This is a genomic window from Streptomyces sp. SCPE 10 (genome assembly GCF_051980735.1).
In the GTDB taxonomy this organism is placed as follows: Bacteria; Actinomycetota; Actinomycetes; order Streptomycetales; family Streptomycetaceae; genus Streptomyces; species Streptomyces misionensis.
Genome location: NZ_CP197069.1, coordinates 2396891 through 2412657 on the forward strand (window position 1 = coordinate 2396891; position 15767 = coordinate 2412657).

Below are 15767 nucleotides of genomic sequence, written 5' to 3' on the forward strand. Positions count from 1 at the left end.
GCAGCAGCAGGAGCCGCCCATGACCACCGCCACCATCCGACCCGGCGACCGGAGGATCAGTCCGGTGTTCGTCGGGATCCTGGCCGTGACGGCGGTGGCCGGCTGGGCCACCTGGACCGGCTACGCGGCGCGGCCGGGCGTCGCGGTGTTCCTGTTCGTGACCGCCGCCTGGATCCTCTCGCTGTGCCTGCACGAGTACGCGCACGCGCGCACCGCCCTGCACAGCGGCGACATCACCGTCGGCGCCAAGGGCTATCTGACGCTGAACCCGCTGAAGTACACGCACGCGCTGCTGAGCGTCGTCCTGCCGGTGCTGTTCGTGATCATGGGCGGGATCGGGCTGCCGGGCGGCGCGGTGTTCATCGAGCGGTCCCGCGTCCGCGGCCGCGCGCGGCTGAGTCTGATCTCGGCGGCGGGCCCGCTGACGAACGCGCTGTTCGCCGCCGTGTGCACCGCCCCGTTCTGGCTGCACGCGCTGGACGGCGTGCCGCGCGACTTCCGGTACGCGCTGGCGTTCCTAGCGCTGCTCCAGGTGACGGCGGCGCTGCTGAACTTCCTGCCGGTGCCGGGTCTGGACGGCTACGGCGTGCTGGAGCCCTGGCTGTCGTACCGGGTGAAGCGGCAGGTGGAGCCGTTCGCGCCGTTCGGGCTGCTGTTCGTGTTCGCGCTGCTGTGGGTGCCGTCGCTGAACACCGCGTTCTTCTCGCTGATCGACACGATCCTGCGCGGGCTGGGCGTGGACACCGCGTTCTCCGACTGCGGCTACTGGCTGTACCGGTTCTGGAACGGCACCCCCGAGGTGTGCACGTTCAGCCCGTGACCGGCCCGTCCTGCGCGGCGGCGCGGGCCCGCTTGACGTAGTACCACGTCATGTTGGACGACAGGCCCGCGAGCAGCACCCACACGATCCCCAGCCAGCTGCCCTGGACGAAGGAGACGACGGCCGCGGCCACGGAGAGCACGCAGACGACGAGGGTGTAGAGGGCGATGCGGGGCATGACGGGTGGCTCCTGTCGGGGGACACTGCTACGGCGAACAGTGTCCCCCATGGCCGGGCGCGGCCCATAGGAAGGTCGGCCCGGGCTCGCCGGACGAAGGTCACACGTCGGTGAGCCGGAGCCCCGCGTGCGCCTTGTAGCGGCGGTTGACCGAGATCAGGTTGGCGACCAGTGACTCGACTTGATGGGCGCCTCGCAACCGGCCCGCGAAGACGCCCCGCATGCCGGGAATGCGCCCGGCGAGCGCCTGCACGATCTCCACGTCGGCGCGCTGCTCGCCGAGCACCATGACGTCGGTGTCGATCCGCTCGATCTCCGGGTCCTGGAGCAGCACGGCCGACAGGTGGTGGAAGGCGGCGGTGACCCGGGAGTCGGGGAGCAGCGCGGCGGCCTGCTCGGCGGCGCTGCCCTCCTCGGGCTTGAGCGCGTAGGCGCCCTTCTTGTCGAAGCCGAGCGGGTTGACGCAGTCCACGACGAGCTTGCCGGCCAGCTCGCCCGCGAGCGACTTCAGCGTGTCGCCGTGGCCCTCCCACGGCACGGCGACGATCACGATGTCGCTGCGGCGCGCGGCCTCGGCGTTGTCGGCGCCCTCGACGCCGTGCCCGAGTTCCTCGGCGGCGGACCGGGCGCGGTCGGCGGACCGGGAGCCGATGATCACCTTCTGCCCGGCCCTGGCGAGCCGGTAGGCGAGTCCCTTGCCCTGCGGCCCGGTGCCGCCGAGCACGCCGACGACGTGTCCGGAGACGTCGGGCAGGTCCCAGGGGTCCTTGGCGGGGGCCTTCTGTGCGCTGTCGCTAGTGGTCATGGTGCGACTCTACGTCGCCGGGTGCGGGCGGGCGGCCGGGGCGGGAGGCGGGGGCGCGGACGGCCGGGAGCGGAAAAGGAGTTGCCGCCGCACCGCCGCCGCCCGAGCATGCCCGGGTGACCTCCGCCCTGCTCCCCGACCTCTCCCCCTGGAAGGCCTCCGCGGACTTCCGGCGGCTGTGGAAGTCCGGGCTGATCAGCAATTTCGGCAGCTTCCTCACCTTCGTGGCACTGCCCGTCCAGATGAAGGACCTCACCGGGTCCACCGCCGCCGTGGGCGCCATCGGCGCCGTCGAGCTGCTGCCGCTGATCGTGTGCGGGCTGTACGGCGGCGCGCTCGCCGACGCGCTGGACAAACGGCGCCTGATCCTGTGGACGGAGGCCGGCCAGGGCCTGCTCAGCGCGGCGCTACTGCTCAACGCCCTGCTGCCGGGCCCCGCGATCTGGCCGCTGTACGCGGTCGCCGCCCTGTCCTCCGCCCTCGGCGCCGTGCAGCGCCCGGCCCTGGACTCGCTGTGGCCGCGGATCGTCGCCCATGCGGACATGCCCGCCGCGGCCTCGCTGAACTCACTGCGCTGGACGGTCGGCGGGGTGGCGGGTCCGGCGCTCGCCGGGGTGGTCGTGGCCTACGCGGGCCTCGGCTGGGCGTACGCCGCCGACCTGCTGACCTTCGCGGTCTCGCTGGCGTACATCGTGCCGATCGCCGCCTCCCCCGCCGCCCACGAGGCCGCGAAGCCGTCGCTGCGGGCCGTCGCGGAGGGCGCCCGGTACGCGTGGAGCCGCAAGGAGCTGCTGGGCACCTACGTCGTGGACCTCGCGGCGATGTCGCTGGCCATGCCGCTCGCGGTGCTGCCGTTCCTCGCCGACGACCTGGGCGCGGCCTGGTCGCTCGGGCTGATGTACGCGAGCATCCCGGCGGGCTCCCTGCTGGTGAGCCTGACCAGCGGCTGGGCCTCGCGGGTGCGCCGGCACGGTCTGATGGTGGTGCTGTCGGCGGCCGGTTTCGGCCTCGCGGTCGCGGGGGCGGGACTGGCCCGGAACGTCTGGCTGGTGCTGCTCCTGCTGGCCGTCGGCGGCGCCTTCGACATGGTCAGCGGCATCTTCCGGTCCGCCATGTGGAACCAGACGATCCCCGACGAGCTGCGCGGCCGGCTCGCCGGGATCGAACTGTTGTCCTACTCGGTGGGGCCCCAGCTGGGCCGAGGCCGCGCGGGCGGCCTCGCCGCCCTGACCGGGCTGCGCGCCTCCGTCGTCTCCGGCGGGCTGGCCTGCGCGGGCGCGGTGGGCCTGCTCGCGCTGTGCCTGCCGGGACTCATGAGGTACGACGCGCGGACGAACGTCCACGCGGTGCGGATGCGGGAGCGGCGGGCCGCGCCCGTGCCCGGGGAGGCGTGATCAGTCCTCGTCGGCGTCCGTCCTGGACGCGTCGTGCCAGCGGGGGTCGTTCTCCCACTGGAGGTTGCGCTCGGCGGCGAGTTCCATCGCCCGCTGGGCCTCCTGCGGCGAGGCGTACGGCCCGAAGCGGTCCTTGCCCGGGCAGTCCGGGCCCTCCTCGACCTTCTTGTGCTCCAGGCAGTAGTACCACTCACCCGGCTTGCCCGCGGTGCGCTTCTTGAACAGGGCCATGGATCAGCTCCTCTCGCCAACGACATGTTCCCCCATGTGCGCTCGATAGACTCGCCGGCATGTCTGGCCAGTCGCTGCTCGTACCGGGGGAACAGTCCCCCATCCGTTCCGTCCCGGGCAACATCCGTCGCCCCGAGTACGTCGGCAAGCCCGCGCCGGCGCCGTACACCGGGCCGGAGGTGCAGACCCCGGAGACCGTCGAGGCGATGCGGATCGCCGGCCGCATCGCCGCGCGGGCGATGGAGGAGGCCGCGAAGATCATCGCGCCCGGCGTCACCACGGACCAGCTGGACAAGGTCGCCCACGAGTACATGTGCGACCACGGCGCCTACCCGTCCACGCTGGGCTACCGCGGCTTCCCGAAGTCGCTGTGCACGTCGGTCAACGAGGTCATCTGCCACGGCATCCCGGACTCGACCGTGCTCAGGGACGGCGACATCGTCAACCTGGACGTGACCGCGTACATCGGCGGGGTGCACGGCGACAACAACGCCACCTACCTGGTCGGGGACGTGGACGAGGAGTCGCGGCTGCTGGTCGAGCGCACCCGCGAGGCCCTCGACCGCGCGATCAGGGCGGTCAAGCCGGGCCGGCAGATCAACATCATCGGCCGCGTCATCGAGTCGTACGCCAAGCGCTTCGGCTACGGCGTGGTCCGGGACTTCACCGGGCACGGCATCAGCACCTCGTTCCACTCCGGGCTGATCGTCCCGCACTACGACAGCCCGCACGCCACCACCGTGATGCGCCCCGGCATGACCTTCACCATCGAGCCGATGCTGACGCTGGGCACCCACGAGTACGACCTGTGGGAGGACGGCTGGACGGTGGTGACCAAGGACCGCAAGCGGACCGCGCAGTTCGAGCACACGCTGGTGGTGACCGACGACGGCGCGGACATCCTGACCCTGCCGTAGACGCCGTGGACGCCGCAGGCGTCGTACCGGCGCGAGAAGGGCCCGCCCCCCGACCCGGGGGCGGGCCCTTTCCGCATGCCCGTCGCACTCCCCTGATGTCTTTCCGACACACTGTCGGTAAACTTACCGACACCACGTCGGCAAACCGAGGAGTGCCCCATGGAGTCGTTCTCGACGCTGATCCGCACCGCCACCCACGAGCAGCACGCGGCGGCGGAGACCTCGACCTTCATGAGCGACCTGCTCGGCGGCCGGCTGGGGGTGGACGCGTACACGCGCTACACGGAGCAGCTGTGGTTCGTCTACGCGGCGCTGGAGGGCGCGGCCGGGCGGCTGGCGGCGGATCCGGTGGCGGGGCCCTTCATCCGGCCGGAGCTGCACCGGCTGACCGCGCTGGAGCGGGACCTGGCGCATCTGCGCGGGCCGCGGTGGCGGGCGGGGCTCGACCCGCTGCCCGAGACGCGGGCGTACGCGGAGCGGATACGCGAGTGCGCCGAGCGGTGGCCGGGCGGTTACGTCGCCCACCACTACACCCGCTACCTCGGCGACCTCTCCGGCGGCCAGGTCATCCGGGACCGCGCGGAGCGGACCTGGGGCTTCGACCGGAAGGGCGACGGGGTGCGGTTCTACGTCTTCGAGGAGATCGCCAACCCGGCCGCGTTCAAACGGAGTTACCGGGAGCTGCTGGACGCGATCGCGATGGACGACCTGGAGAAGCAGCGGGTGGCCGGGGAGTGCGGGCGGGCGTTCGCCCTGAACACCGCGGTGTTCGGGGCGCTGGGCGAGGAGTTCCGGCTGAGCGCCTGACGCCGGGCGCACGGCGCTCGCGCTCGGCGTTCGGGGCCCGGCGTCCGGCGTCCAGGGGCCGGGGTTCGGGGCCCGGCGGTTGGTGTTCAGGGCCCGGCGTCCGGGGCCCGGCGTCCGGCGTTCAGGGTCCGGGAACCGGCGTCCGGCGCCCGGCACTCAGGGCCCGGCGATCGACGCTCGGCGTTGCCCGGTGATCGGCGTCCGGCGTCGGACCCCCGGCTCCCGGCGTCCGGCGTTCAGCGTTCAGCGTTCAGCGTTCGAGGAAGACCCGGCCGCCGACCTCCACCCAGCCCTCGGGCTGGGGTGCGGTGAGCAGCTGGGAGCCCTTGCCCTGGGTGATGTTGAGGGCGCGGCCCAGCCTGGCGGTGAGCTGGAGCGCGGCCGCGCCCGTCGCCTCGTCCTCCTCGATGCCGTCGCCCCGGCCGGGGAAGGCGCGGGCGCGCACCCGGCCCGCGGCCTCGTCCTCCCAGGCCCAGGCGTACACCCACTCGCCGGGCGGCGGCACGTCGAGCGCGTCGACCTCGGCGGGGGTGGCGTACTGGCGCAGGGTGCGCGGCTCGGGCCACTCCGGGCGGGCCTCGACCCAGCAGAACTCGCCGTCCTGCCGGGCGCCCACCACCCCGGCGGGGACGACCAGTTCGGGGACGTCCAGCAGCCAGGCGGTGCCGACGCAGGGGTACCCGGCGAACGGCAGCCGCACGGAGGGCGTGTAGATGTCGATCACTCCGCGCTCGGGGTCGTCCACGAACACGGTCTCACTGAAGCCGAGTTTGGCGGCGAGCGCCTGCCGGTCGGCGCGCTCGGGCAGCGCGGAGCCGTCGCGGACGACACCCAGCTCGTTGCCGTAGCCGCCGGTCGGGCCGCAGAAGACGCGCAGTACGTCGTAGTCAGTCACCCGGGCATTGAAACACCGCCCGCGCGGCGAGCGCGTCCCAGACGGGGACGCCGCCGACGAGGGGCCGGGAACGCGTACGGGCCGCCGCCGCTCCGCTTGGCGCCTCCCCTGCGTGAGATCCGGATCACGCGTCCCCAAGGGTATGAGAAGAGTAAGGCTCAGGTAAGTTAGGGCAGCCTCACCAAACTGGATCGCAGGGAGTCCGCATGCGTGCCGTCCGTCTGACCGTCGTCGCCGCCGCCACCGCGGCGGCACTGACCGCCCTGTCGGCCTGCACCGCCAAGAGCGAGGCCGAGGACGGCGAGGCGGTCCAGGTCACCGCCGCGGACTCCACCTGCGACACCTCCGCGAAGTCGGTTCCCGCGGGTCAGGTCACGCTGAGGATAGAGAACAAGGGCTCGAAGGCCACCGAGGTGGAGATCCTCTTCCCGGACGACCGGATCGTCTCCGAGAAGGAGAACATCGGCCCGGGCACCAAGTACACGCTGACCGCCGAGGTGAAGGCGGGCTCGTACGAGATCGCCTGCCGCCCCGGCATGAAGGGCCACGGCGTCCGGCAGCCGCTCACCGTCACCGGCGGCTCCGCGGCGGCGAAGCGCGACCCCCGGCTGGACAAGGCCGTCGCCGAGTACCGGCAGTACGCGCAGGACCAGGCCGACGCCACCGTGCCGCTCGCCCGGAAGTTCGCCGACGCCATCAAGGCGGGCGACCTCGACGCCGCGAAGAAGGCCTACGCCCCCTCCCGCCTCGGCTGGGAGCGCACCGAGCCGGTCGCCGAGTCCTTCGGTGACATCGACCCCAAGACGGACACCCGCGCCGACGGCCTGGAGAAGGGCCAGAAGTGGACCGGCTGGCACCGGCTGGAGAAGGCCCTGTGGGCCGACAAGAAGATCGGCGCCGAGGAGAAGACCCTCGCCGGGCAGCTGGTGACCGACCTGACGGACTGGCAGAAGCGGGTCGGCACCGCCGAGATCACCCCGACCTCCATGGCCAACGGCGCCAAGGAGCTGCTGGACGAGGTCGCCACCGGCAAGGTCACCGGCGAGGAGGACCGCTACGCGCACACCGACCTGGTCGACTTCAAGGGCAACGTCGAGGGCGCGCAGAAGGCGTACCAGCTGCTCAAGCCGGTCGCCGTGCAGAACGACCCGGCGCTCGTCAAGGAGCTGGACAAGCAGTTCGCCGCGCTCGACGGCGTGCTGGACAAGTACCGCGCGGACAAGACCTCGTACGACTTCGTCTCCTACGACAAGGTCACCGGCGAGCAGCGCAAGGAGCTGTCGGACGCGGTGAACGCGCTCGCCGAGCCGCTGTCCAAGCTCGCCGCCGCGGTCGTGAAGCAGGAGCGGGACCGATGACCGAGGCTCAGGAGACCAGGCCCTCGCGCCGGGCGCTGATCGGCTGGGGCGGAGCCGGGATCGCGCTCGGGGCCGTGGCCGCCGGGGGAGCGGTGGCGCTGACCAACGCCGGCTCCGGCACCGCGCGGGCGGCCGGGACGGACGGCGCGGTGGAGTTCCACGGCGCCCACCAGGCCGGTATCGCCACCCCCGTCCAGGACCGGCTGCACTTCGCCGCGTTCGACGTGAAGACCGAGGACCGCGCGGAGTTCGTCCAGCTGCTGAAGGACTGGACGGCCGCGGCCCGGCGGATGACCGCGGGCAAGGCGGTGGGCGAGGGCGCCTACGGCGGGCTCGCCGAGGCCCCGCCGGACGACACCGGCGAGGCGCTGGGCCTCAGCCCGTCCCGGCTGACCCTGACCATCGGCTTCGGGCCGTCCCTCTTCGACCGGTTCGGGCTGCGCGAGCAGCGGCCCGCCGCCCTGGCCGACCTGCCCCACTTCCCCGGGGACAACCTGGACAAGGCCCGCACCGGCGGCGACCTGTGCATCCAGGCCTGCGCGGACGACCCGCAGGTCGCCGTGCACGCGATCCGCAACCTGGCCCGGATCGGCTTCGGCAAGGTCGCCGTGCGCTGGTCCCAGCTCGGCTTCGGCAAGACCTCCTCCACCACCCCGGACGCGCAGACCCCGCGCAACCTGTTCGGCTTCAAGGACGGCACCCGCAACATCGCGGGCACCGAGACCGACCGGCTGAAGAAGTTCGTGTGGGTCGGCGAAGGGGACGGCCCGGACTGGATGACCGGCGGGTCCTACCTGGTCGCCCGCCGCATCCGGATGAACATCGAGACCTGGGACCGCACCTCGCTCCAGGAGCAGGAGGACGTGTTCGGGCGGGACAAACGCGAGGGCGCGCCGGTCGGCAAGGCGGGCGAGCACGACGAGCCGTTCCTGAAGGCGATGAAGCCCACCGCGCACGTGCGCCTCGCGCACCCGGACGCCAACGGCGGGATCACCATCCTGCGCCGCGGCTACTCCTTCACCGACGGCACCGACGGCCTCGGCCGTCTCGACGCGGGCCTGTTCTTCCTGGCCTACCAGCGCGACGTGCGCGAGGGGTTCATCCCGTTGCAGCGCAGGCTGGCGGCGCACGACGCGCTGAACGAGTACATCCAGCACGTGGGTTCGGCGGTCTTCGCGATCCCGCCCGGGGTCCGGGACGCCGCCGACTGGTGGGGCCGTTCGCTGTTCTCGAAGGAGGCGTAGCCGTGTTCTCCAACTACCTGATCGGCCTGCGGGAGGGGCTGGAGGCGTCGCTCGTCGTCTGCATCCTGATCGCGTACCTGGTCAAGACCGGCCGCCGGGACGCCCTGCGGCCGGTCTGGACCGGCATCGGCATCGCGATCGCGCTGGCGATGGGCTTCGGCTGCGCGCTCGAATTCGGCTCGCAGGAGCTGACGTTCCAGGCGCAGGAGGCGCTGGGCGGTTCCCTGTCGATCATCGCCGTGGGCCTGGTGACCTGGATGGTGTTCTGGATGCGGCGCACCGCCCGGCACCTGAAGTCGGAGCTGCACGGCAAGCTGGACGCGGCGCTCGCCATGGGCACCGGCGCGCTGGTGGCCACGGCGTTCCTCGCGGTCGGCCGGGAAGGACTGGAGACCGCGCTGTTCGTGTGGGCCTCGGTGCACGCGGCCGGCGACGGCACCCCGCGCCCGCTGATCGGCGTCGCCCTCGGCATCGCCACGGCCGTCCTGCTGGGCTGGCTGTTCTACCGGGGCGCGCTGCGGATCAACCTGGCGAAGTTCTTCACCTGGACCGGCGGCATGCTGGTCGTGGTCGCGGCGGGCGTACTGGCCTACGGCGTGCACGACCTCCAGGAGGCCGACTGGATCCCCGGCCTCAACCACCTGGCCTTCGACATCAGCGGCACCATCGCGCCGGACAGCTGGTACGGCACGCTCCTCAAGGGCGTGTTCAACTTCCAGCCGGACCCGACGGTCGTCCAGGTCACGGTGTGGGCGCTGTACCTGGTCCCGGTGCTCACGGTGTTCCTCGCCCCGGTAGGGTTCGCCTCCGGGAAGGGGAAGGTGAAGGAGCCCGATGACCAGGGAACGCAGTCCTCGACGGCTTCGCCTGCGCGGCCGTGACGCACTGACGGCGGCCACGCTGGCCGCGATGTCCTTCACGGCGAGCGGGTGCGTGGTGGTGCACGGGGAGCGCGAGGTGCTGCCCGGTGCCACCCGGGCCGAGGCGACGAAGGCGGTGGCCGCCTTCACCGACGCCTACAACAAGGCCGACAAGGCGTACGACCGCTCCCTCGACGCGCCCTACGTCACCGGCCCGCTCGCCGACATCGACGGTGCCCGGCTGAAGGCGGGGCACATCAACAGCCCGTCGGGCAACGCGAGTCACGTCCCGCTGAAGCTGACGGACGTGAAGATCACCATCCCCAAGAAGGCCGGCTGGCCCCGCTGGTTCGTGGCGGACGCGCGCGGCAACAAGGGGGGCGACTACCGCTGGCTGCTGGTGTTCACCCGGGCGGACCTGGGCGAGCGCTGGCGGGTGGCGTACCTGACGCTCGTCGCGCCGCGCGACGTACCGGAGTTCAAGAAGGACGAGGACGGCTGGGCGGAGGCGGTCCCGGCCGAATCGGCCGGACTGGCCGCCGCACCGGCCGAGTTGAGCCGCGCCTACGTCTCCTACCTGAAGAAGGGCGGCGACGGCTTCGCCGACGGGCCGAACACGAGCACGCTGCGCGCCTACCGCACGAACATGGCGCGCAAGCCGGGCCTGGTCCGCCAGTACATCGACCAGCCCCTGACCCGCGGCGACTACGCCCCTCTCGCCCTGCGCACGGCCGACGGCGGCGCGCTGGTCTTCTTCACCACCCACCACTACGAGAAGCAGACGGCCGCCGCGGGCACCTCGGTCCCCGCTCCGAGCAAGGCGGTCCAGGCCCTGACCACCGGCGACATCCACCAGTCGCTGACCTTGGAGTCGATAGCCAACGAGGTGGCCCTCGACCCGGCGGGCAAGGGGAAGATCTCGATGCTGGGACGAGTGCAGGGGCTCACCGCCGCCAAGGGGGAGTAGGACACCGTTTCCCTTCGCGGGAGTGGATTCATCGAGCGGTGCGGGACGGATCTCGGGGAATCCAAGGCACCGCTGGTCTGATACCAAAAGACCGAAGGTCTGTAGCATGGAGGGATGTCGACGTTCCAGCGCGCTCGCAGCGAGGAGCAGCGTGAGCTGCGGAGACGGGCGATCCTTGACACCACGGCCGCGATGCTCGACGAGATGCCGGTCGGCGAGGTCAGTCTCAACGAGCTGAGTCGACGTGTCGGGCTGGCCAAGTCCAACGTGCTGCGCTACTTCGAGTCGCGCGAGGCCATCCTGCTGGAATTGCTGGACCGTGCGTGGAAGCAGTGGTTGGACGATCTGCCCGCGTTGCTTGCCGCCGAGATCGACCCGGGCGCTCCCGTCGAGGAGCGCGGTGACCGGCTCGCCGACGTCCTCGCCCGATCGCTGGAGGGGCGCCGGGTCCTGTGCGACCTCTTCAGCGCCCAGGCGGGTGTGCTGGAGCGCAACGTCTCCGCCGAAGTGGCCGGCCGCTGGAAGCGGACGGCGATCGGCAACGTCGGTGCCATGGCCGCACTGGTGCGCCGCCGGCTCCCCGAACTGAGCGACGGCGCGGTGGCGTTCTGCGCCCAGCTCGTCATGATGGCCGGCACGGTATGGACACATGCCCGCCCGTCCGCCGCCATGCTCGACGCCTACGACGCCGACCCTTCCCTGGCCGAACTGCGCCTGGAGTTCACTCCCGCCCTGCGGGAGGTGCTGGCCACCCTGGCAGCGGGCACGCTGGCACGCGCGGCAGCGCGGTGACGACTCCCCAGGGGCTCAGTGGCGCAGCGGCCAGGCCGGGTCCAGGTGCGGGGAGCCGTCGCCGGCGTGGCGGGCGCAGGCGTCGGTGAGCGCCTCCAGCAGGGTCAGCGGCTCGGGGAGCGGGTGCTCGGGGCCGCGTACCCAGCGGACCCCCTGGTCGTCGCCGGGGAGGCGGGCCGGGGGGACGAGGACGTAGGAGCCCCGGCAGTGCCAGCGCAGCCCCGGGTGCTCGGCCATCGTCTCGGGGTGGCAGTCCAGTTCGCAGGGCCACCACTCGTCCTCGTCCTCGGGGGTGCCCCGGGTGAGGGTGAAGAACAGCATCCGGCCGTCGTCGCTCTCGGCCACCGGACCGACCTCGACGCCCTCCGCGAGCAGCCGCTCCAGCGCCTCCCGCCCGGCTTCGAGCGGTACGTCCAGGACGTCGTGGACCATACCGGTGGCGGTGATGAAATTGGCCTCCGGCTGGTGCCGGGCCCACCGCTCGACCTGGGCGCGATCCGTCGTGGACTGGGTCTGCCAGGCGAACGACACCGGGTGCCGGGCCGGCGTGGGACAGCCCACGCGGTCGCAGGAGCACCCGTAGCCGGGCGCGGGGTGCGCGGCGGGCGCCAGCGGCAGTCCCGCGCCGGCGGCGGCGAGCAGCAGGGCCTCACGGCCGCCGTCGTCGGCGGCCTCCTTCGGGCGGCGTCCACGCAGCCACTGGGAGAGTTTGCCCTGCCGGCCGCTCCGGCCGCCGAACGTCCCGCTCATCTATCCCCTCGCCTCGCTGTGTGCGGACAGCATGCCTCATGGTCCCACCTTCGTGCCCTTCGGGGGGCCGCAGGCGGATACGGGAGGGATTCCGGCGAGACGTACCTCACACCGGGTGACGGCCCGGACGCGCCGGCGCACACCCCCGGGACGGAAGTGCGCCGCCGCCCGCCGCGCCTGCGGGGCGCCCGGCCGGGAGGGTCACCGCGGAGGCCAGGCCGCGCCCCAGTCCGTGTCCCGCGCCGCCCGGTACAGGTCGCCGTGGCGCTTGGTGACCGTGGTGCGGCGCAGGGCCTCGTCCCGCTCGCACAGGTCCAGCAGCACCTGGCCCTTGCGGATCTGGGGCCGCCGTACCACCCGGGCGTCGGCGGGCTCGGCCGGCAGCCGGGTCGCGGCGACGTAGGAGAACTTCTCGTCCTCGTACGCCAGCGAGCCGCCCTTGACCCGCCGGTGCAGGGAGGAGCGGCCGACCCGCGCGGCGAAGTGGCACCAGTCGCTGCCGGGCACGATCGGGCACGCGGCGCTGTGCGGGCAGGGCGCGGCGACCCGGAACCCGGCCCGGACCAGCCGGTCGCGGGCCTCGATGACCCGTGCGTACCCGGCGGGCGTACCGGCCTCCACGATCACGACGGACCGCGCGGCGTCCGCGGCGGCGTCGACGAGCGCCGCGCGGTCGGCCTCGGTCAGCTCGTTGAGCACGTACGACACGGTGAGCAGGTCCACCGGCTCCAGTTCGAGCCCCGCTCCGATGCGGGCGCGCTGCCAGCGGGCACCAGCGAGGGCCGGGTTGGCGGCGGCCAGCTCCCGGCCGAGGGCGAGCGCGGGCTCGGCCCAGTCGAGCACCGTCACGGGCCGCTCGCCGGCCCAGATGTCGGTCACCGCCCAGGTGGCCGCCCCGGTGCCGCCACCGACGTCCACATGGCTGCCGGGCGCCCAGCCGGGCACCGCGTCCGCGAACGCCGCGAGGGCCGAGCGCACCGCCTCGAAGGTGGCCGGCATCCGGTAGGCGGCGTAGGCGGCGACGTCGGCGCGGTCGCGGAGGATCGGCGCGTGCGTCGGGGTGTCGCCGCGGTAGGTCGCGATCAGCCGGTCGACGGCGCCCGCGGCCTGGGTAGGCGGCAGCCCGTCGAGCAGCTCGGCGAGACTCCTGCGCAGGGCTTCGGCCGGTTGTACGGGGTCGTTCACCCGGTGATTCTATGGCGCCCGCCGTGCGCGCCGGTCCGCCGCGACCTGCTCACACCACGGCTCGCGCCGGGGCTCACACCACGGCTCTCGCCAGCCATGTCGCCATCCGCGCCCGCGGCAGGCTGTCCGCCGGCCGCCTGCGCGGATGCACCGCGTTGGCCAGCAGCACCAGGAAGGTGTCCGTCGCCCGGTCGACGACCAGGGAGGTGCCGGTGAACCCGGTGTGCCCCGCCGCGTCCGGGCCCGCCAGCTCGCCCATGAACCAGGGCTGGTCCACGGCGAAGCCCAGCCCGGGCGGGGACAGCAGCAGGTCCACGAAGTCCGGGCCGAGGATGCGCGCGGTGCCGTAGGAGCCGCCCGCGAGCAGGGTGCGACAGAAGACGGCGAGGTCGCCCGCGGTGGAGAACAGCCCGGCGTGCCCGGCCACCCCGCCGAGCGCCCAGGCGTTCTCGTCGTGGACGACGCCCCGCAGCATCCCTCGGTCGGCCTTGGCCCACGGCCGCCACTGGTCCTCGGTGGCCGCGGCCCCCGGGCAGGGTCCGAACCGGGTGGCGGTCATGCCGAGCGGCCGGGTGATGCAGTGGTGCACGAGGACGTCGAGGGGGTGTCCGGTGACGCGCTCCAGGACGAACTGGAGCAGCAGCATGTTCAGGTCCGAGTACCGGTAGCCGCCCCGCGCGCTCGTCGGCGCCTCGGCGCGCAGCATCGCCAGCCGGGCGGCGCGGTCCGGGCAGTCGTACAGCGGCAGTTCGGGCCGCAGGCCGGAGGTGTGGGTGAGCAACTGCCGCACGGTGATGCCGTGTTCGGCGGCGCCGCGGAACTCGGGCAGGTAGTGGCCGACCTCGGCGTCCATCCCCAGGGTGCCGCGCTCGATCTGCTGCACGGCGGCGACCGAGGTGAACAGCTTGGTCAGCGAGGCCAGGTCGAAGGGGGTGCCGACGGTGGCCGGGACCCGGTCGGCGGGCGGCAGTTCGACGCCGGCGCCGGTCCCGGGGTCGCAGGCGGAGTACCGTACGGCCCAGCCCGCGGCCTCCGCCACGGCGATCACGGGTCCGCGTCCGGCCAGGACGACCGCGCCGGGCGCCCAGGGGCGCGGCCCCTCGGTGAGGGCGTGCACCTCGCCGACCAGGTGGCCGAGCGCGGCGGGGTCGAGCCCGGCCCGTTCCGGTGTGCCGGCGCGCAGTTTCGGGGCGCTCAGTTCTCGTCTCCTTCCGACCCCGCACGGAAGTGCTCCCGCGTGTTCCAGGGACGGCACATTCCCACGAAGCAGGCCCCCGCGACCAGCGCGCCCACCAGTTGGACGACGGCCATCGGGACGGCGGTGCGTTCGCCGGCGATCCCGACGAGCGGTGAGGCGACCGCGCCGACGAGGAAGGAGGAGGTGCCGAGCAGCGCGGAGGCGGACCCGGCGGCGTGTCTGGTGCGCAGCAGGGCGAGGGACTGGGCGTTGGGCAGGGTGATGCCCATGGCGGACATCAGGACGAACAGCGCGACCGCCACGGGGACGAGTCCGGCCTCGCCGAAGACGCCGCCGGCCAGCAGCAGCAGCGCCGTTGCGGCGAGCACGATCACGACGAGCCCGGTGGCCAGCACCTTGTCCAGGCTGACCCGGCCGACCAGCACCTTGCCGTTGACCTGACCGGCGATCACCAGGCCGACCGAGTTGAGGCCGAACAGCAGGCTGAAGGTCTGCGGGGAGGCGCCGTAGATCTCCTGGATCACGAACGGCGAGGCCGCCACGTAGGCGAACAGCGCGGCGAAGGCGAAGCCGCCGGCCAGCATGTAGCCGGTGAAGGGCAGGTCGGCGAGGAGCGCCCGCATCGAGCGCAGCGCGTGGCCCGCTCCCCCGCCGTGCCGGTCGCCCGGCGGCAGGGTCTCGGGCAGCCGCAGCCAGACCAGCGCGCCGAGCAGCGCCCCGACCACGGTGAGCACCATGAACACCCCGCGCCAGTCGGTCACCCGCAGGATCTGACCGCCGATCAGCGGGGCCACGACCGGCGCGACGCCGGAGATCAGCATCAGGGTGGAGAAGAAGCGGGCCATGGCGACGCCGTCGTAGAGGTCGCGGACGACGGCCCGCGCGATGACGATGCCGGCCGCGCCCGCGAGGCCCTGCGCCAGCCGGAAGGCGACCAGGGTCTCGACGTTGGGGGCGACGGCGCACAGCGCGGTCGCGACGACGTTGACGGCGAGCCCGACCAGCAGCGGCCGGCGGCGGCCCCAGCGGTCGCTCATCGGGCCGACGACCAGTTGGCCGAGGGCCATGCCCAGCAGGCAGGCGGTGAGGGTGAGCTGGACGGTCGCCGCGGGCGCGTGCAGGGAGCGGGTGACCTCCGGCAGCGACGGCAGATACATGTCCATGGCGAGCGGGGGCGTCGCGGTGAGGCCGCCCAGGACGAAGGTCACGAGGAGACCGGTGCGGCGGGCGGCGGGGGTCGCGGGCGGTCCTGCGGTGTCCTGCGTCTGCGGTATCGGTGCCGCCGCGTGCTCGGGCATGAAGTCCCCTCCCGTGTCTGTCGTACGGCCACCATGTTCCCAGCTCGCACGGTCCACCGGGGAACGTG

At 73.1% G+C, this 15767-nt stretch carries 17 protein-coding genes; 9 read left to right on the top strand and 8 right to left on the bottom strand.

Annotated features, from left to right (window positions below; translation table 11 throughout):
- Positions 1 to 19 precede the first annotated feature (19 nt).
- Positions 20 to 820 carry a site-2 protease family protein gene (locus tag ACSP97_RS11265; protein ID WP_355144144.1) on the top strand — a complete coding sequence of 267 codons (801 nt, stop codon included), beginning with the start codon at positions 20 to 22 and terminating at the stop codon, positions 818 to 820.
- Here ACSP97_RS11265 and ACSP97_RS11270 read toward each other — a convergent pair.
- Both ACSP97_RS11270 and npdG read right to left on the bottom strand, forming a co-directional pair.
- Positions 810 to 1049 (bottom strand): hypothetical protein, encoded by a 240-nt coding sequence (locus ACSP97_RS11270; RefSeq protein WP_180331348.1) that lies wholly within the window; start codon positions 1047 to 1049, stop codon positions 810 to 812. The genes ACSP97_RS11265 and ACSP97_RS11270 overlap by 11 nt on opposite strands.
- 49 nt (positions 1050 to 1098) lie before the next feature.
- Positions 1099 to 1803 (bottom strand): NADPH-dependent F420 reductase, encoded by a 705-nt coding sequence (gene npdG / locus ACSP97_RS11275; RefSeq protein WP_355144146.1) that lies wholly within the window; start codon positions 1801 to 1803, stop codon positions 1099 to 1101.
- Positions 1804 to 1919: 116 nt separating this feature from the next.
- Here npdG and ACSP97_RS11280 point away from each other — a divergent pair, with 116 nt between their 5' ends.
- Positions 1920 to 3197, top strand: a complete 1278-nt coding sequence (locus ACSP97_RS11280; RefSeq protein ID WP_440557344.1) for an MFS transporter — start codon at positions 1920 to 1922, stop codon at positions 3195 to 3197.
- On the opposite strand, the gene ACSP97_RS11285 is transcribed toward ACSP97_RS11280, so the two are convergent.
- A complete protein-coding gene (locus ACSP97_RS11285; RefSeq protein WP_355144150.1) occupies positions 3198 to 3428 on the bottom strand; it encodes a hypothetical protein in 231 nt (76 codons plus the stop codon).
- Positions 3429 to 3487: 59 nt separating this feature from the next.
- On the opposite strand from ACSP97_RS11285, the gene map reads away from it, so the two are divergent.
- Both map and ACSP97_RS11295 read left to right on the top strand, forming a co-directional pair.
- Positions 3488 to 4345, top strand: coding sequence for a type I methionyl aminopeptidase (map, locus tag ACSP97_RS11290; protein WP_355144152.1), 858 nt, complete (start codon positions 3488 to 3490; stop codon positions 4343 to 4345).
- A gap of 159 nt (positions 4346 to 4504) precedes the next feature.
- Positions 4505 to 5152, top strand: coding sequence for a heme oxygenase (biliverdin-producing) (locus ACSP97_RS11295; protein ID WP_355528485.1), 648 nt, complete (start codon positions 4505 to 4507; stop codon positions 5150 to 5152).
- 250 nt (positions 5153 to 5402) lie between these two features.
- Here the strand turns inward: ACSP97_RS11295 and ACSP97_RS11300 are convergent, their stop codons facing one another.
- The gene (locus tag ACSP97_RS11300; protein ID WP_355144156.1) at positions 5403 to 6047 is read right to left on the bottom strand and encodes a PhzF family phenazine biosynthesis protein; all 645 of its coding nucleotides are present in this window, start codon (positions 6045 to 6047) and stop codon (positions 5403 to 5405) included.
- A gap of 206 nt (positions 6048 to 6253) precedes the next feature.
- Here ACSP97_RS11300 and efeO point away from each other — a divergent pair, with 206 nt between their 5' ends.
- From efeO to ACSP97_RS11325, 5 genes are all read left to right on the top strand, one after another.
- On the top strand, positions 6254 to 7405 hold the full coding sequence (gene efeO / locus ACSP97_RS11305) for an iron uptake system protein EfeO (RefSeq protein ID WP_358675230.1): 1152 nt from the start codon (positions 6254 to 6256) through the stop codon (positions 7403 to 7405).
- On the top strand, positions 7402 to 8649 hold the full coding sequence (gene efeB / locus ACSP97_RS11310; RefSeq protein WP_355144160.1) for an iron uptake transporter deferrochelatase/peroxidase subunit: 1248 nt from the start codon (positions 7402 to 7404) through the stop codon (positions 8647 to 8649). The genes efeO and efeB overlap by 4 nt, the downstream gene beginning before the upstream one ends.
- Positions 8650 to 8651: 2 nt before the next feature.
- Positions 8652 to 9530 (top strand): iron uptake transporter permease EfeU, encoded by an 879-nt coding sequence (efeU, locus tag ACSP97_RS11315; RefSeq protein ID WP_355144162.1) that lies wholly within the window; start codon positions 8652 to 8654, stop codon positions 9528 to 9530.
- Entirely contained in the window at positions 9484 to 10476 is a 993-nt protein-coding gene (locus tag ACSP97_RS11320) for a hypothetical protein (RefSeq protein WP_355323652.1), read from the top strand. Before efeU ends, ACSP97_RS11320 begins: the two co-directional genes overlap by 47 nt.
- Positions 10477 to 10590: 114 nt before the next feature.
- Positions 10591 to 11268 (top strand): TetR/AcrR family transcriptional regulator, encoded by a 678-nt coding sequence (locus ACSP97_RS11325; protein WP_440557347.1) that lies wholly within the window; start codon positions 10591 to 10593, stop codon positions 11266 to 11268.
- Positions 11269 to 11283: 15 nt separating this feature from the next.
- Here ACSP97_RS11325 and ACSP97_RS11330 read toward each other — a convergent pair whose 3' ends face one another.
- From ACSP97_RS11330 to ACSP97_RS11345, 4 genes are all read right to left on the bottom strand, one after another.
- Positions 11284 to 12018, bottom strand: a complete 735-nt coding sequence (locus ACSP97_RS11330; protein ID WP_355144168.1) for a bifunctional DNA primase/polymerase — start codon at positions 12016 to 12018, stop codon at positions 11284 to 11286.
- A gap of 201 nt (positions 12019 to 12219) precedes the next feature.
- Entirely contained in the window at positions 12220 to 13203 is a 984-nt protein-coding gene (locus tag ACSP97_RS11335; protein ID WP_440557349.1) for a small ribosomal subunit Rsm22 family protein, read from the bottom strand.
- A 73-nt stretch (positions 13204 to 13276) separates the two neighbouring features.
- The gene (locus tag ACSP97_RS11340; RefSeq protein WP_355528478.1) at positions 13277 to 14458 is read right to left on the bottom strand and encodes a serine hydrolase domain-containing protein; all 1182 of its coding nucleotides are present in this window, start codon (positions 14456 to 14458) and stop codon (positions 13277 to 13279) included.
- Positions 14398 to 15699, bottom strand: coding sequence for a multidrug effflux MFS transporter (locus ACSP97_RS11345; RefSeq protein WP_355144175.1), 1302 nt, complete (start codon positions 15697 to 15699; stop codon positions 14398 to 14400). Before ACSP97_RS11345 ends, ACSP97_RS11340 begins: the two co-directional genes overlap by 61 nt.
- Positions 15700 to 15767 lie beyond the last annotated feature (68 nt).

What these genes read in the sequence shown, in the direction of transcription:
- ACSP97_RS11265 (WP_355144144.1), top strand. Translation starts at nt 20, where the DNA reads ATGACCACCGCCACCATCCGACCCGGCGACCGGAGGATCAGTCCGGTG.
- ACSP97_RS11345 (WP_355144175.1), bottom strand. Translation starts at nt 15,699, where the DNA reads ATGCCCGAGCACGCGGCGGCACCGATACCGCAGACGCAGGACACCGCA.
- ACSP97_RS11320 (WP_355323652.1), top strand. Translation starts at nt 9,484, where the DNA reads ATGACCAGGGAACGCAGTCCTCGACGGCTTCGCCTGCGCGGCCGTGAC.
- map (WP_355144152.1), top strand. Translation starts at nt 3,488, where the DNA reads ATGTCTGGCCAGTCGCTGCTCGTACCGGGGGAACAGTCCCCCATCCGT.
- efeO (WP_358675230.1), top strand. Translation starts at nt 6,254, where the DNA reads ATGCGTGCCGTCCGTCTGACCGTCGTCGCCGCCGCCACCGCGGCGGCA.
- ACSP97_RS11295 (WP_355528485.1), top strand. Translation starts at nt 4,505, where the DNA reads ATGGAGTCGTTCTCGACGCTGATCCGCACCGCCACCCACGAGCAGCAC.
- ACSP97_RS11285 (WP_355144150.1), bottom strand. Translation starts at nt 3,428, where the DNA reads ATGGCCCTGTTCAAGAAGCGCACCGCGGGCAAGCCGGGTGAGTGGTAC.
- ACSP97_RS11270 (WP_180331348.1), bottom strand. Translation starts at nt 1,049, where the DNA reads ATGGGGGACACTGTTCGCCGTAGCAGTGTCCCCCGACAGGAGCCACCC.
- npdG (WP_355144146.1), bottom strand. Translation starts at nt 1,803, where the DNA reads ATGACCACTAGCGACAGCGCACAGAAGGCCCCCGCCAAGGACCCCTGG.
- efeB (WP_355144160.1), top strand. Translation starts at nt 7,402, where the DNA reads ATGACCGAGGCTCAGGAGACCAGGCCCTCGCGCCGGGCGCTGATCGGC.
- ACSP97_RS11325 (WP_440557347.1), top strand. Translation starts at nt 10,591, where the DNA reads ATGTCGACGTTCCAGCGCGCTCGCAGCGAGGAGCAGCGTGAGCTGCGG.
- ACSP97_RS11330 (WP_355144168.1), bottom strand. Translation starts at nt 12,018, where the DNA reads ATGAGCGGGACGTTCGGCGGCCGGAGCGGCCGGCAGGGCAAACTCTCC.